This window comes from Arthrobacter sp. P4_F10 (assembly GCF_056401435.1).
This window is the reverse complement of the sequence record NZ_JBFUJJ010000005.1, coordinates 224,584-238,457: the sequence shown is the minus strand read 5'-3', so window position 1 is coordinate 238,457 and position 13,874 is coordinate 224,584. Positions and strand designations below refer to the sequence as shown.

The 13,874-nt window shown below is 64.8% G+C and carries 17 protein-coding genes; 4 read left to right on the top strand and 13 right to left on the bottom strand.

The genetic code is table 11. The features are described from left to right. Positions 1-59: 59 nt before the first annotated feature. Together AC1DR1_RS08355 and AC1DR1_RS08350 are read right to left on the bottom strand one after the other, a co-directional pair. Positions 60-605 carry a methyltransferase family protein gene (locus AC1DR1_RS08355; protein WP_476992434.1) on the bottom strand — a complete coding sequence of 182 codons (546 nt, stop codon included), beginning with the start codon at positions 603-605 and terminating at the stop codon, positions 60-62. 132 nt (positions 606-737) lie between these two features. Next, a complete protein-coding gene (locus AC1DR1_RS08350) occupies positions 738-1,343 on the bottom strand; it encodes a LysE/ArgO family amino acid transporter (protein WP_229993452.1) in 606 nt (201 codons plus the stop codon). Between the two features lie 65 nt (positions 1,344-1,408). On the opposite strand from AC1DR1_RS08350, the gene AC1DR1_RS08345 reads away from it, so the two are divergent. The 4 genes from AC1DR1_RS08345 to AC1DR1_RS08330 all read left to right on the top strand — a co-directional run bounded on the left by AC1DR1_RS08345 (position 1,409) and on the right by AC1DR1_RS08330 (position 4,773). Then, positions 1,409-2,290: an ArgP/LysG family DNA-binding transcriptional regulator gene (locus tag AC1DR1_RS08345; RefSeq protein ID WP_476992433.1), complete on the top strand. Its 882-nt coding sequence runs from the start codon at positions 1,409-1,411 to the stop codon at positions 2,288-2,290. 109 nt (positions 2,291-2,399) lie between these two features. Beyond that, positions 2,400-3,380 carry a DMT family transporter gene (locus tag AC1DR1_RS08340; RefSeq protein WP_364746979.1) on the top strand — a complete coding sequence of 327 codons (981 nt, stop codon included), beginning with the start codon at positions 2,400-2,402 and terminating at the stop codon, positions 3,378-3,380. Between the two features lie 9 nt (positions 3,381-3,389). Beyond that, on the top strand, positions 3,390-3,842 hold the full coding sequence (locus AC1DR1_RS08335) for a metallopeptidase family protein (protein WP_229994756.1): 453 nt from the start codon (positions 3,390-3,392) through the stop codon (positions 3,840-3,842). 10 nt (positions 3,843-3,852) lie between these two features. Beyond that, entirely contained in the window at positions 3,853-4,773 is a 921-nt protein-coding gene (locus AC1DR1_RS08330; protein ID WP_229994755.1) for a cation diffusion facilitator family transporter, read from the top strand. Between the two features lie 216 nt (positions 4,774-4,989). On the opposite strand, the gene AC1DR1_RS08325 is transcribed toward AC1DR1_RS08330, so the two are convergent. The 11 genes from AC1DR1_RS08325 to AC1DR1_RS08275 all read right to left on the bottom strand — a co-directional run bounded on the left by AC1DR1_RS08325 (position 4,990) and on the right by AC1DR1_RS08275 (position 13,586). After that, positions 4,990-5,433, bottom strand: coding sequence for a hypothetical protein (locus AC1DR1_RS08325; RefSeq protein ID WP_476992432.1), 444 nt, complete (start codon positions 5,431-5,433; stop codon positions 4,990-4,992). A 63-nt stretch (positions 5,434-5,496) separates the two neighbouring features. Beyond that, on the bottom strand, positions 5,497-6,306 hold the full coding sequence (locus AC1DR1_RS08320) for a hypothetical protein (RefSeq protein WP_476992431.1): 810 nt from the start codon (positions 6,304-6,306) through the stop codon (positions 5,497-5,499). 2 nt (positions 6,307-6,308) lie between these two features. After that, on the bottom strand, positions 6,309-7,208 hold the full coding sequence (locus AC1DR1_RS08315; RefSeq protein WP_229994752.1) for an ABC transporter ATP-binding protein: 900 nt from the start codon (positions 7,206-7,208) through the stop codon (positions 6,309-6,311). Beyond that, entirely contained in the window at positions 7,205-8,725 is a 1,521-nt protein-coding gene (locus AC1DR1_RS08310) for a PH domain-containing protein (RefSeq protein WP_229994751.1), read from the bottom strand. The genes AC1DR1_RS08315 and AC1DR1_RS08310 overlap by 4 nt, the downstream gene beginning before the upstream one ends. Continuing rightward, positions 8,715-9,254 carry a PH domain-containing protein gene (locus AC1DR1_RS08305; protein WP_229994750.1) on the bottom strand — a complete coding sequence of 180 codons (540 nt, stop codon included), beginning with the start codon at positions 9,252-9,254 and terminating at the stop codon, positions 8,715-8,717. The genes AC1DR1_RS08310 and AC1DR1_RS08305 overlap by 11 nt, the downstream gene beginning before the upstream one ends. A gap of 105 nt (positions 9,255-9,359) precedes the next feature. Next, positions 9,360-9,479 carry an aureocin A53 family class IId bacteriocin gene (locus AC1DR1_RS08300; RefSeq protein ID WP_229994749.1) on the bottom strand — a complete coding sequence of 40 codons (120 nt, stop codon included), beginning with the start codon at positions 9,477-9,479 and terminating at the stop codon, positions 9,360-9,362. Between the two features lie 208 nt (positions 9,480-9,687). After that, a complete protein-coding gene (locus tag AC1DR1_RS08295) occupies positions 9,688-10,314 on the bottom strand; it encodes a response regulator transcription factor (protein ID WP_229994748.1) in 627 nt (208 codons plus the stop codon). A gap of 570 nt (positions 10,315-10,884) precedes the next feature. Further along, positions 10,885-11,340 (bottom strand): hypothetical protein, encoded by a 456-nt coding sequence (locus tag AC1DR1_RS08290; RefSeq protein ID WP_229994747.1) that lies wholly within the window; start codon positions 11,338-11,340, stop codon positions 10,885-10,887. A 148-nt stretch (positions 11,341-11,488) separates the two neighbouring features. Beyond that, positions 11,489-12,115, bottom strand: a complete 627-nt coding sequence (locus AC1DR1_RS08285) for a phosphatase PAP2 family protein (RefSeq protein ID WP_229994746.1) — start codon at positions 12,113-12,115, stop codon at positions 11,489-11,491. Continuing rightward, positions 12,112-13,113, bottom strand: a complete 1,002-nt coding sequence (locus AC1DR1_RS08280; RefSeq protein WP_364746966.1) for a hypothetical protein — start codon at positions 13,111-13,113, stop codon at positions 12,112-12,114. Before AC1DR1_RS08280 ends, AC1DR1_RS08285 begins: the two co-directional genes overlap by 4 nt. Then, on the bottom strand, positions 13,110-13,586 hold the full coding sequence (locus AC1DR1_RS08275) for a hypothetical protein (RefSeq protein ID WP_229994744.1): 477 nt from the start codon (positions 13,584-13,586) through the stop codon (positions 13,110-13,112). Before AC1DR1_RS08275 ends, AC1DR1_RS08280 begins: the two co-directional genes overlap by 4 nt. Positions 13,587-13,874 lie beyond the last annotated feature (288 nt).

Here is a 13,874-nt window from a genome sequence, read left to right as displayed (position 1 = left end):
CATGCCTTAGGTCTCGCCCCAGCCCGGTACCGGCCGTGGGTTTGGCCCTAGCCCTGGCACTAGCCCCGGAACGGTTCCGGACCCTCGGGCCGCCACGGCGTGAGCCTGGGCAGCCAGCGCGGGACGTTACGGCGATACTCTTCGTAGGCCGCACCGAACTTCCGGGTCAGTACCGGCTCCTCGTACAGCCGGACGAAGGCCACAACCGGGACGGCGCCGATGCCCAGGGCCACGAAGAGCTTCGGCGCACCTAGCAGGAGTCCCTGCCCGGCGACGGCCGCCGCGACGGAGACATACATCGGATTCCGCACGTATCGGTAGAGCCCACCAACCACCAGCTTCTTGGGAGGGGCAAATGGCGCGGGGGTCCCGATGCCCTCCACGGCGAAATGCACAAAAGAGTTCGCGATCACCGCCGCGCCCGCACCGATCAGCAGGGCGCCGGTGATCTGCGCAGGCACCCCGCCGGGGACCGGGGAGGCCACTTCCCAGCGGGTCAGAAGCCACGGCACCAGGCCGGCGGCCGTTGCGGGGGCAACCGCGAAGACGGCCGTACCGATGGCTGCGCGCTTCCTTTCGCGGGCCGACACTGGGGATGCTGTCATACCAGCAATCGTGACCCCGCCACATTGAGCGGACAAGGGCCTACCGGCCCCTGACCTGAGGGCCGGCTCCGGACCGGCATGGGTTTTCCCACTCCTTGCGCGGTGCTCAGGAACGGGAGGCAGACGCGGTGCTCAGGCGAGCAGGAGCACGGCAAGGGTGATCATCACGACGGCGATTCCGGCGTCGAGCACCCGCCAGGCCGCCCGGCGCCGGAAGAGCGACGTCAGGAAACGCGCCCCCGCGCCGAGGGCGGTGAACCAGGCAATGCTCCCCAGGCCGGCCCCGGCGGCGAACCACCAGCGCCCGGCTTCGCCTTGAGCGGCGGCGAGGGACCCGAGCAGCAACACCGTATCCAAATAGACGTGCGGGTTCAGCCACGTGAAGGCCAGGCAGGTGCCCAGCACGGCGGCCCGGCCACCGGCCGGCTTGTCGCCGGGATTCTCCAGTTGCGACCCCCGGACCGCGCGCCGGGCCGCGAGCGCTCCGTAGACGAGGAGGAACGCGGCCCCGACCCACCGGATCACCACGATGGCAGCGGGCGCCCGGTCCAGGAGGACACCGATGCCCGCGACGCCCAGCAGGATCAGCACGAGGTCCGAAACCGCGCAGACTGCCACCACCATGACGACGTGGGAGCGCTGGATGCCCTGGCGGAGGACAAATGCGTTCTGCGCGCCGATGGCAACGATGAGGGACAGTCCGGCGGAGAGGCCGGAAAACAGTGGAAGGATCACCATTCCACGGTAGGGGTCCGCCGAAGATGAAGCCAGTTAAAGATTCTGCTGATACATAAGATGGTCTAATGATGGAAATTTCCCCCGAGCAGGCCCGGACGCTGGCCGCAATCCTCACGTACGGGAGCTTCGACGCCGCCGCAGCCCATCTGTCCGTGACGCCTTCGGCCGTCAGCCAGCGTGTACGGGCCCTCGAGGCCGCCGTCGGCCGGCCCGTCCTGACCCGAGCGCGGCCGCCCGGGCTTACCGAGTCCGGCGAGGCCGTAGTGCGGTTCGCCCGGCAGCTGGAACTGCTCTCCGCGGACCTGGCCGAGGAACTGCAGCCTGAGCAGCCCCGCGCAGGAACGCGCCTGACGCTGGTGATCAACAGCGATTCCTTGCACACCTGGGCGTTGGCCGGCCTCGCGGCGGCCAGTGAAATCGTCCAGCTGGAGATCCTGCGCGAAGACCAGGAGCACTCGTTGGACCTGCTGCGCGCCGGCGCCGCCGCCGCCGCCATCACTGAGACAGCCAAGCCCGTGCCCGGCTGCTCGTCCAGCAAGCTGGGCATCATGCGCTATTTTCCGGTGTGCGCTCCGGACTTCACCCGCCGCTGGTTTGGGGCAGGGGTGAGCGCCGCGACGGTGGCCGCGGCTCCCGTTGTGGTCTTCGACCGCAGGGACGATCTGCAGGACCGCTGGCTGCGCCGGCTCAGCCACGCACCCCTTCAGCCGCCGCGCCACTACGTGCCGGCCGCCCAGGAGTTTGGCGATGCCATCCGCTGGGGCATGGGCTGGGGCATGATGCCCGAGATCGAAATTGGCGAAGATCTGGAGACCGGCAGGCTCGAGACGCTCTCCCCCCGCGCGCACGTGGACGTCGCCCTCTACTGGCAGCAGTGGCGGCGCGGCTCGGCGGCGCTGACCGACGTCGCGGACGCCGTCCGGGCGGCGGCGCGCGTGCTCCGCTGAGGCCGTCCGGCACCTTGGCGGCCGGCCGTCCGGCAGGTTGGCAGGATCTCGGCTAGACGTGACCGATTACCGCCAGTCCTGACCGTGCTGTAGCGGCTAGATTGGCAGCATGGCTACAACCTCCGCATCCGGCCCCACTCCGTCCGCACGCCCCCACGAAGGGTCTGCGAACGTTGCCCCCGCACCCGCCCCGCAACCCGCACCAACCCGTCCCGGACAGCCGGCCCCGATCAGCAGGCTCGGTATCGCCGCCGTCGTCGTCACCGTGGTCCTGTGGGCCTCGGCATTCGTGGGCATCCGGGCCGTGGGCCCGAGCTTCTCCCCCGGTTCCCTGACGCTCGGCCGCCTGGCGGTCGCCGCCGTCGTGCTGGGCCTGCTGGTGGTGCCGAAGCTCAGGGGGCTGCCCCGGGGCCGCGAATGGTGGCCCATCCTGGCCTACGGCGTCATGTGGTTCGGCGGCTACAACGTGGCCCTGAACGCCGCCGAGCACATGCTGGACGCCGGCACGGCAGCCCTGCTGATCAACGTCAACCCCATCCTGGTCGCCGTGATGGCCGGCGTGATACTGAAAGAGGGCTTCCCGCGCTGGCTGATCATCGGCAGCCTGATCGCGTTCGGAGGCGTGGCCGTGATAGCGCTGGGATCCGGCCAGCGGTCGACGGCGGACGTGGCCGGTGTGCTGCTGTGCCTGCTCGCGGCCGCACTGGCCGCCGTGAGCGTCATCGTCCAAAAGCCGGTGCTGCGCAAGTTCCCGGCCGCCCAGGCCACGTGGTTTGGCATCATGGTGGGCGCGCTCTGCTGCCTGCCCTTCAGCGGCCAGCTGATCACCGAGCTGCAGGCCGCTCCCCTGCCGGCCACGCTGGGCCTGGTCTATCTGGGCATCTTCCCCACTGCGATCGCGTTCACCACGTGGGCCTACGCGCTCTCCCTGATTGACGCGGGGCGCCTCGCCGCCACCACCTACCTGGTGCCGGGCACCACCATCCTGATCTCCTGGCTGGTCCTGGGCGAAATTCCTACCGTCTGGGGCCTGGTGGGCGGCGTGATCTGCCTGGTGGGTGTGGGGCTGACCCGGCGCCGGTCCCGCTAGAGTTTCCCTATGCCTTCATCCCTCCCGCCCGGCCTGCCGATCGTTCCGAACGGCGGGGACGGCAGTGACGGCGGTGGCGGCGAGTCTGACGGACCCTTCCCGATGTCCGAGGCCGATTTCGAGGCCGCGGTCAGTGACGCCCTGGACCGGATCCCGCCGGAGCTGGCGAAGACCATGAGCAACGTCGCGATCTTCATCGAGGACGACTACACCCCGCAGCCCGGGGAGGATCCGGACACCGTGCTGCTCGGGCTCTATGAAGGGGTTCCCCTGACCGAGCGGGACTCCTGGTGGGACGCCGGCTCGCTGCCGGACCGGATCACCATCTTCCGCCAGCCCATCCTGGACATCTGCGCCTCACGGGATGAGGTGATCGAGGAAGTCACCGTGACCGTGGTCCATGAAATCGCCCACCACTTCGGCATCAGCGACGCGCGCCTGCACGAGCTCGGCTGGGGATAGCCTTGTAGGCATGGGACACGACCACAGCCACTCGCACGGTGTAACCGCCACCGGGAAGCACCGGAAGCGCCTGGTCGCCGTCCTGGCCATCACGCTCGCCGTCGTGCTCGTGCAGACGATTGGCGCCGTGGTCTCCGGGTCCCTGGCCCTGCTCGCCGACGCCGGGCACATGCTCTCCGACGCCGCGGGCGTCTTCATCGCCCTGCTGGCCGCGTGGATCGCCGCCCGGCCCGCCAGCGATCTGCGCACCTACGGTTACCAGCGCGCCGAGGTCCTGGCGGCGCTGGCAAACGCCCTGGTCCTGATCGTGATCTCGGTGGTCATCTTCACCGAGGCCATCCGCCGGCTCGGCGCCACCCCGGAGGTCCACACCGACATCATGCTCGCCGCGGCGGTCCTCGGCGCCGTCGCCAACCTGGTATCCCTGCTGATCCTGCGCGGCGCCCAGAAGGAAAGCCTGAACGTCCGCGGCGCCTACCTCGAGGTCCTGGGGGATCTGCTGGGGTCCTTTGCCGTCATTGCGGCGGCGGTGGTCATCATGGTCACCGGGTTCCAGGCGGCTGACACCATTGCCTCGATCCTCATCGCCCTCATGATCCTGCCCCGGGCCTGGCACCTGCTGCGCGACGTCGTGGACGTGCTCCTCGAGGCCACCCCCAAGGGTGTGGACGTGCAGATGATCCGCGAACACATCCTCGCCGTGGAAGGAGTCGTGTCCGTCCACGACATCCACATCTGGACCATCACCTCGGGCGTCCCCGTCTTCTCCGCCCACGTGGTGGTGGAGGACGCGGCGCTGGGTGCCCGGGGCGCCGACCGCGTCCTGGACAAACTCACTAGCTGCCTGGGCTCCCACTTCGACACCGAACACTGCACGTTCCAGCTCGAGCCCGCCACGCATTCGGAGCACGAGGCCCACCAGCACGCCTGACCCGGCACCGGCGCTCGGCAATGCCCTGCGGAGATCGGCCGCGTCTGGGATGGGGCAGCGTGTACGTCCCCTGAGGTGCGCATGCCGCGGGGGTGCAGCCCCTACCACCCCCCAAACCTGTCGTAGGGGCTACACCTTTGATGCCACTCAATGCACACGGTCAGGCCATAGTGGGCGCCTGGAGCATGTCACGCTCCAGAGTCTACTGAAAAAAATTCAGTAGTGAAAATTTCTCAGTCGGGCGGCGCAAGCCTCTCTCCGATGCCGCCGCTGCCAAGGACAGCAGCCGCCGCCAGTACCGGTTGCCGTCAATGACGGCGCCGGCCCGGCGGACCACGGTCCGGCGCAGTGCCAGCTGTCCCGGCCCCTCTGATGGCAACCGTAAACGACGACCAGCGGGACCGTCACCTGAGGGGTCCGGTCCCGCCGACCCACCCGTGCCACGCTCCGGTTGACCACGGTCAGGGTGATGGCGGCCGCGGCAATGCCAGCGACGATGGCGATGAGCCCGCGCAGGCCGATGTTCATGTCCGCCCACAGCGCCAGCCCAATGCTGACGACCAGGATGGTGACGAACAGTGCCACCATCGACGCCGGTTCACCGGGCGGCTTTCTCCGAGAGGAACTGTCCGCATGACGCCGGTCTTTGATCTCTGCCATGGTTTCCTTCGTTGTCGTGTGTGGTGCTGATACCGGCGGGTGAGCCGTGCTCAAGGGAAGGCGTTAAAGGTTCCGGCGGCGGAAGACGGTGAGCGCCAGTCCGCCGAGGACAAGGGCCCACACCGCAAGACCGAACTGGCCGATGAGCAGGCGACCCAGTCCCAGCTCCTCGACTGTCGTCGCGCTGATGGCCCGCATGAACAGAGGCGTCGGTGTCACGTTCACCAAGGCGTCTACAGCCCCGGCCGCCTGCTCAGGGATCATGGCGCCCACAGCGAAGACCGCCAGGGGCAGGAGGACGTTGACGCCGATGAGCAGTAACACGGACCCGAAGGCCCGTCCCACGAGATGGGCCAGGGCCACGGCAACCAGCACCATGCTGGTGCTGCCGACGACGGTTGCCGCCACGCCCAGCAGCCCCGACCCGACAAAGTCGCCTCCAGAAAGGACAAGTCCGAGTCCCGCGAGGACGATCGTGACGAAGGCCGTGCTGACTGCCGTCAGGGCAGCCCAGGACAGGGCCCTGGCCATGAAGAGCCGTTCCCGTTTCGGTGTCAGTGACAGCGCCAGGCCCAGCTGCCCAGTGTGGTCCCGCCCAACCGCGAAGACGGCGGCCACAGAGAGGACCAGCGCACTGACAAACGCACCGGTTTCGACGGATGTGGTGGTGATGACCCTGGTGGGTTCCGAGGCCAGTGACTTCATGATGAGCATCGTCAGTATCCCGCTCGCCACCGCCGCGGTGATCGCGACGATGACCGGGATGGGCACGCCGCCCTTCCGGAGGAGCCTGCGCGCCTCGGCCCTGGTCACGGCGCCAAACCTCTGTTCGGGTGCCATCGTGGTGCGGTCGTCGATCTGTGATTCGGTCATGGTCATTCCCTTCCCCCGGATGCGCTCCGGGCCAGGACCGCGAAGTAGGTGTCTTCGAGGCTTCGGGTCACCCGGGACAGATGCGAGATCCCCGCACCGGACTCCAAGGCGACGGAGGCAAGCTCGGTCGGGTTCGTATGATGGACCAGTATTCCCCCCCGTTCGCGCGTGGCGCGGAAACCCCTTTGTGCCATGGCAACCAGCAGGATCTCGGGGTCCGGGGACTCGAGGTAGTACCCCGTTTCGTCCGGATGGGACACGAAATCCCCGATGCTCCCCTGCCCGAGGATCCGGCCACCGCCAATCATAACGATGTCATCGGCCGTTTCTGCCAGTTCGGCCATATGGTGTGAGGACAGCAGGACCGTTGCACCCTGTGACGCCGCAGAACTCAGGAACGACCTGATCCAGGCAATCCCGTCCGGGTCGAGCCCGTTGATGGGTTCGTCCATGACCAGTACGTCCGGACGGCTCACGGTCGCCGTGGCGATGCCCAGCCTCTGACGCATGCCCAACGAGAAGGTGCGGACCCGGTGTTGGGCCACGCCTGCCAGTCCGACCGTCTCGAGGGTGTCTCTGCCCCACGAAAGTGGCAGTCCCTGCGTACGGCAGACGTAGTCGATGATGCCGGCAGCGGTGGCCTGCTCCGGGAGCCATTCCGCCGATAAGAAAAGTCCCATGGTCTTCCCCGGAAGCAGGGCTTGAGAGAAGTCTTTTCCGTTGACGCTGACGGTGCCCGCGTCAGGACGCACCAGCCCGGCAATGATTTTCAGCACGGTGGACTTCCCTGCGCCGTTGGGTCCGACGAATCCGGTGACCCGCCCCGGTTCGGCGGTGAAGGAAACGTCCTGGAGCACCCTCTTGCTGCCAAAGCTTTTGCTCAGGTTGTCGACGTGGATCATGGATGAACAAACTCCTCGGTGGTGGGCTGCTTGACAGTGGGGTGCCTCCGGAGGGCGGCGATTTCCGGTGAGGTGTCTTCCACCAGGCGGCCCATCTGATCCGGGACCGCCCGGGAGAAGCTGAGCGCAGCCAACGTCTTGGGCCGACCCGCGAAGTAGTGGGCCCGCACGAGGGACACCCTAGCTGCCCGAGCCCCGGTGGCGGACACGGAGTGCAGGCTGGTGGCGGCCAGGACCACCTCATGGTCAACGAAGGAACGGCTGACCCAACCGACCCTGTTTCCCGCTACCGAGAACCGGGCCCTGGCAAGGCGGACCACCAGGGAGAGAACGCACCAGAGGGCCACTGTTGCCACCGCGGCCAGGACGAGGGCGCCACCTGTCACGCGGTGCAGAACCCAACCGAAACCGAGTGCGGGTACGCCGATCGCTGCGAAGAGCACCAACGATCCGGCGACGGATCCGCGGCCCGAGGACTTCAGAAGGGCCGGGCGCGGAAGCTCGGGCAGCGATGTGTCGAGGATCTGCGTCACCTGCCTTCGCGGCAACGACGGGAGGACCATGTTGGTTCCCATCTGTGCATCCGAGTCCGTTGTAAGGAGCGCGACCCGGACCCGGTCGAGAAGCATCTCGATGAGGTTGCGGCGTGCCGTGATCCCGCCGACGGCCGAGGACCTCACGTCACGTTGATTGGTGGAGAGCCATCCGTATCTGATGGACAACCCAGCAGGATCACTGCTCACCGTGAATTCATGGTATTTCACCACCGCAGCGACCGATCCGCCGAGGAGGACCGCCCCGCACAGCGCCAAGCTTCCCGCCAAGGGATGCGAGCCGAAGACCTCCATGGCACCGTCCAAAATCGTCAGTTGGTCCGCCGTATCCACCACCGCGAGAACGGCACCGGTCCCCAGGACCACCACATGGCCATAGATCAGGTTGGCGGCCGCGAGGTCCCTCCGCCTGGCCGTGTACAACACGGTCCGGCCCGTCGTATCCGACAACCCCGGAACCGTGCCGTGGACGCCACTGGCCGCGCTGCCGGAGCGTGCAGACTGTGCCCCCGGAACCCCGTGGGCCCGTGCCAACCCCACGATGGCTTCAAGGTCTGCGTGGTCGATGCCGGGGACATCGATCTTCGCATCGTCCTGGCCGCCGGAGCGCAGGGAGACGACCCCCAGCCCGAACCGGCGGAAGGCCCAGGGTGAGTCGATGTCCACGACCAAGACGTCACGCCAAGCGGTCGTGCTCGTGGTTCTGAATAACAGCCCGCGGGTGAGGGAGAAGTCATCCTTAGAGATCGCGTACCTCAGCGTCGCCCAGGCGTAGACGGGGTGGACCAGCCGGAGGATGAGCAGGCCGCCGATCAGGTAGACGGCCGCCGGCCCGGGCCACAGCCCGGGCCGGTCCCAGTACAGGAATCCGCCGATCAACAGGCTGACCACGCTCGGGGCTCCACGGAGGGACATCGCCGCCATGGCCTTGGCGGGCAGCCGCTGCGGGGCGTCAGTGCCCACCGGTGGACGCCTCTATATAGGTGGACAACGCCTGCCGACGGATCTCTACGGCCACACCACGTTCCACGGGCCCCAGCGGTTCAACGTGGTTGAGGGTGGTGAACCTGACTTTAGCGAGGCCCAATCGCCGCAACAGCGGACCTTCGATGATGGAGACATTCAGGATCTGGGCGGTGGACAGGACCGTGTCCTTGGACAGGAGGTAACCCCGTTTGATCCGCACCGCATCGGCGCCCACGTGGTATGACGTGTGGCGCATCGTAAGGCGGCTGACAATCGGCACATCGACGATCAGACCGGAGATGATGAGGATCGCCATGACAACGAGGGTTGGCAGCCTCCAGCCGTCGGGGACGAGCCAGAGTGCCAGACCGCACGCAAGGGCTCCCGTCATCAGCACCTCGACGGTGGAGCGGATCATGAGGTAGTGCAAGGCCACCGGCGGCAGCGTCAGCGCATAGGCATGCGTACGCGCGGCCCGGCCCGACGCCGACCATTTGCCCCGGCCGTCAGCCTGTGTGCTGGCCACTGAGCCCCCTTCTGTATGTTCTGCTAACGACATGTACTCGGTATTCCCGGAGCACTGGTGTGGCCGGGGGCCGTGGGCCCCGGCCACACCAGTGCCAGACTCATGTCAGCCGATCCCGAGGATCTGCATGATCCACTGGGCGATCGTACCGAAGGTCACGCCCCGCTCAAGCCACCGCTGGACCGTCCCCCAGTTGTTTCTGGCCCACCGGGCGATCGAATTCACGACCCCGACTCCCCAACGCCAGAATTGCTGCAGGACCCACCAAACAAACCTCAATACGGCACCCATTTATAGTCCCCCTCTGAAAGCGAATGATGATGTTTCGGGAATCCCCCAATACGCTGTCAACATTATTTTTCAGATGGATCACTAAACAGTATTCTATTATCCTTTAGATATATACTTTTGGATAAATGACGAGGGAATTTGACTACCGGGTGGCAGCCGGTTCGAGCCCCTCGGACCCGAGCACATTCCCGACCTGCGGCCCGACGCGGAGCACGCCGGCCTCGAGGGCGGCGACGAGCACCTGCAGCCGATCCTGGACGCACCACTTCACCATGATGCGTGAGAGGTGGCCCTTGATGGCCGCCTCCGAGACACCGAGTTCCCTCGCGATGTCTCGATTGGACCGGCCCTGACCCAGGCACTCAACAACCTCGCGTTCCCGGCTCGTCAGTGCGGGCAGATCGGTGCGGGACAGCACCTGTTCGGCGGGACGCGTTCTCCGCACCACCTCCAACAAACCGATGAGAGCGGATCGGGACAAGAAGACGTGGCCCGCCGTAACGTCGGATACCGCACCCTGGATCTCGCGAACCGAAGCATCGCTCGTGAGAATTCCGCGGGCACCTGCATCCATGACGTCCCGGATCCTCTCGGATGCGCCGGCGTCGATGAAGACGATGAGATGGGCCTGTGGATAGAAGCTCAGTACGGGAAGGAGGTCGGGGGCCGCATGGCCGCGGTGCAACCGCGCATCAACGACGACAAGGTCGGCCTGATGCGCCCGGCAATCGGCAGCGAGCTCGAGTGGCGACGTTGCTCGACTGAACAAGGCTCGCGTCTGCGAATTGAAACGAAAGATTGCATTGAGAACTGAATGCAACTGAGCCTCCGAGACACCGACAACCACCGATAATTCCTGCACCGCGACATCATCCCCCTCCCCTTTGCCCCGTTCCCGGGACAAGATAATTCCAGCACAGCTTATGGCGACTCTTCGGATAGAATTTCGTCCTGCGGTACCCAGAGAACCAGTCCTGGATAAGACGTTCTATCAGGTAGATAAACCGCGGTTTCAACGCATGAACGTTGAAACCCCGACCAGGTCCACCACGCCCCTCTGCTCTACGACGCCGGGGACCAGGCCGTTCAGCGCATCGCCGATCCGATTCAGGTCCCGCGCTCCACGATCTACGACCACCTCGACAAACAAGCGCCGGACGGTGCCCCGCCGCCGGCACACGGGCCCGGCGTAACAGCGGCGCCGACCAGGACCCTTGCTACCTGGCCCCACCGGCCAAAGCGCGACGTTCCCGAGCATTGGTTCTCAAGCCCCCATGCGGGCGCCTGGAGCACCCCATGCTTCAGAGTCTACTGAAAAAAATTCAGTAGTGAAAATTTTTCAGTTGGACGGACTTTTTTTCTCGGGCCTGGGCGGAAGGTTTCGGAGAGCTTCAGTCACCGCGCGAAGAGCGTCCACGTTCACTTCTCCCAGGACCCTCGCGGCGAAGTGCTCTACCTCGGCAATGCGGTAAGCCTCTATCAGGCGGAGTTCAGCCTCGACGCGTTCCGGGATCGGACCGCTGCGCTGAAGCAGGTAGTTCTCGTCAACGTCAAAGAAGTACGCCAGTGCCTTCAGTAGCTCCGGATCCCAGCGGTTATCAGGAGAGCCGGCCAGTAACCGGTGCCACCGCGTCCTTGTGAGCGTGAGCCCTTGTTCCGCGAGACCCTGTCGAACGTCTTCATACGTGAAACTGTCGGCGTCTTTGGCATGCACGATGTCGAGAAGAAGCTGGATTTTTGAGGCTAGAACCTCTTTGTCGCTGCGGGAATCTATAGGGTTGTCGTTCGAATTCACGCGTGATCCTGCTCCCGGCCAACAAAGGCGGCCACATCCCGAGGGCAGCGCTTTCCCAGTTGTAGCGAAGTCACAGCCCTCCTTTTTAATCCGTCATGGTTGCACCGTTTGCCAGGCCTGGTGGCTTCGTGGGATGCCACGCGAAGAATCAGCCGACAATGAGAGTATATGAGGCTCCGAAAGCGACTACGCCAGTTATGAACCCGGTAATGACCTGTGGAGCTGAGTGGTCCCGGAGATAGACCCTGGACCAGCAGACAAGAGGGGCCGCCACAACGAACGGAAGCCCCAGCCAGCCGAACATCAGTACAGCTGACACGGTCGCGCCGCCCAATGTCATTGCATGGCCCGATATCTTCCAAATCGGGCTGACCAGAATGAGCGCCACAATCCCGCAGAGAATCCCGCCAACTAGCCCCCAGACTGGCTGGGGTGCGCCCATGATCGAGAGGATTGCGCAGCCAAGCAGCGACGAGCCCAAGGTCCAGAGCATGACCGGGCGGCGTTGTTTCTTGTCCCCAACATGGTGGTCCGTCAACTGGCCCCTCTTGGCAAGCAGCAGTACGACGGAAAACGGCACCAGGCAGATGAAGAGGGCAGCGATAATGCCCGACCAGATGGAGACCATCCACTGGTCACTCAGCAGAGAAGCCAAAATCAGCAGGAGGGACAACACCAGCGGCGGCTGCGCAATCTCGGTTGCGGACCGAGCCACACGCCCAATGGCCGTGGAGGACCTCTCTGATGTGGTTAGGGTCGTGGTTTCTGCTGTCACTGACGTGCCTTTACCGGCAGCACAGATTCCAGAGAACCGACGCCGCCATCAAATCGGGCTTGGACTGCGTCTAGGACACGGTCGGCAAGCATGGGTGTGGATCGCCCCGAGAGAGCGACCTTGTGATCGCTGGAGCGAATAACGTACTGGTACAGGCGGACGGAAGGGTGCTTCGCATAGAAGCCGGTCACAATGGCCGCCAGCCACGCCGCACGGGAGAGTCCCCAATATGCTCTGCCCAGCATGGCCGTAAGAAAGACCAAGGCGGCCCGGTCCCAAAGCTGCAGGCGGCGCCACACCTTAACCACTGGCGGGATGCCAAGCCCGAGAGAAGTCAGCAGAACCCCGCCGTAGAACAGCGGATTGAACAGGACGTACAGAACGTGGTGGAGAGACGAACCGCCCACATCGGTGTGCAAGGCGGTCATGTAGGCGATCTCTTCGACCGACGCGAGTGCGACCAGAGCCATGCCGGATGCAACAACCCGGGAACTCACGCGGACGGGCAGGCTTTCCTGGGGCCGGAGGCAAATTCGAAGAACAGAAACGGCCAACAGCGCCAAAATGCCCATGTAGACGCTGGCGTAGATGAAGACCGGCAACTGCTGGACGTTTTCCGGCACGTAGCTCTGAGTCGTCGGAACGAAGCGCTGGAACAGGAACGGAACGGTAATCGCAGCTGCTCCGAGGCCGGCAGCAAGCGGGCGGTGACTAAGGCGTGACCGGTAGCTCTCATCCGGAGAGTAGGCAGCGAAGATTCCCTCCCGTACCAGCCAGACGGCGCTTGTGACACACAAATTGCGAACAAGGTGCAGGAAGTTGACGCCGCCAACGGCCGCATCGATGGTTTCTTCGGGTACGACGACACCTGTAAGAAAGAGGCCGAGGACACCGATTCCGATCGCACCAACAAAGGCCGTTGAAGCGCCCCAGCGAGCGACAAAATATAGGCGAAAGGCAAATACTGTTGCCAAGATCCAGAACGCAGCGGCGGTCATAGGCCAAACACTCGTTCGGCCTTCGTGGCCTCCTTCACGGGCGTGGCATGCAGAACCCGGGCCAGGCCAAAGGCCAAATTTTCGGCGGCAGCCTCCGCCTCGTCCAGGGGAACGTCCACTGCACGGCACATCCAGCTGACGCCGTTCCGCTTGCCAATACCGGAGAAGAAAGACCCCGCGATAAGTCCGTCGAGAGGCTTCCCCTTATGGCCCAAGAGGATGTGGCTAAGTTCATGTAGCACGACGTGGACACTCCAGGCCTTGGCACCCCGCAGGTAGCGGACGATGCCATGGCTGGGGGTATCGATCCACTGACCGGTGACACCTTCTCCAAGGCTGTCCACTGTGCCTTCCTCGAAGACCAGACGTTTGCCGTACTTTTCTTCGACCGCAGTCACTAGATCGCCCAGATCAGGGTACGCGGGAAGGTTCAAGGTATCGATGACGTCAGCGGTCAGTGTGGACTGTTCCATGTCCCTGCGGCTCCGAAAATCCACTGAATAAATTTCAGTAATCTGGTATGACGCCTGACGGCGCCTTGGCAAGGAGCCACCCTACCAAGCTTCCGAAAACGCCAACTGTCACACACATTAAGGAATCCCAAATGAGTCGGAGCATCTTCATGCCGCGCGCCTTCCCACCTAATAGAACCTGATTCATTTCATGTTGTGCGGGAATTATCTTCGAGACGATCGACTTCGACCACATCACTGGCCAGGGAGACTTTGCCTATTGAGGCCAGTCAGAGACTGAAGGCCCGC

Bases quoted from the DNA above. Each gene is read 5' to 3' on its own strand.
- AC1DR1_RS08355 (WP_476992434.1), bottom strand. From the start codon at position 605: ATGACAGCATCCCCAGTGTCGGCCCGCGAAAGGAAGCGCGCAGCCATC.
- AC1DR1_RS08350 (WP_229993452.1), bottom strand. From the start codon at position 1,343: ATGGTGATCCTTCCACTGTTTTCCGGCCTCTCCGCCGGACTGTCCCTC.
- AC1DR1_RS08345 (WP_476992433.1), top strand. From the start codon at position 1,409: ATGATGGAAATTTCCCCCGAGCAGGCCCGGACGCTGGCCGCAATCCTC.
- AC1DR1_RS08340 (WP_364746979.1), top strand. From the start codon at position 2,400: ATGGCTACAACCTCCGCATCCGGCCCCACTCCGTCCGCACGCCCCCAC.
- AC1DR1_RS08335 (WP_229994756.1), top strand. From the start codon at position 3,390: ATGCCTTCATCCCTCCCGCCCGGCCTGCCGATCGTTCCGAACGGCGGG.
- AC1DR1_RS08330 (WP_229994755.1), top strand. From the start codon at position 3,853: ATGGGACACGACCACAGCCACTCGCACGGTGTAACCGCCACCGGGAAG.
- AC1DR1_RS08325 (WP_476992432.1), bottom strand. From the start codon at position 5,433: ATGGCAGAGATCAAAGACCGGCGTCATGCGGACAGTTCCTCTCGGAGA.
- AC1DR1_RS08320 (WP_476992431.1), bottom strand. From the start codon at position 6,306: ATGACCGAATCACAGATCGACGACCGCACCACGATGGCACCCGAACAG.
- AC1DR1_RS08315 (WP_229994752.1), bottom strand. From the start codon at position 7,208: ATGATCCACGTCGACAACCTGAGCAAAAGCTTTGGCAGCAAGAGGGTG.
- AC1DR1_RS08280 (WP_364746966.1), bottom strand. From the start codon at position 13,113: ATGACCGCCGCTGCGTTCTGGATCTTGGCAACAGTATTTGCCTTTCGC.
- AC1DR1_RS08275 (WP_229994744.1), bottom strand. From the start codon at position 13,586: ATGGAACAGTCCACACTGACCGCTGACGTCATCGATACCTTGAACCTT.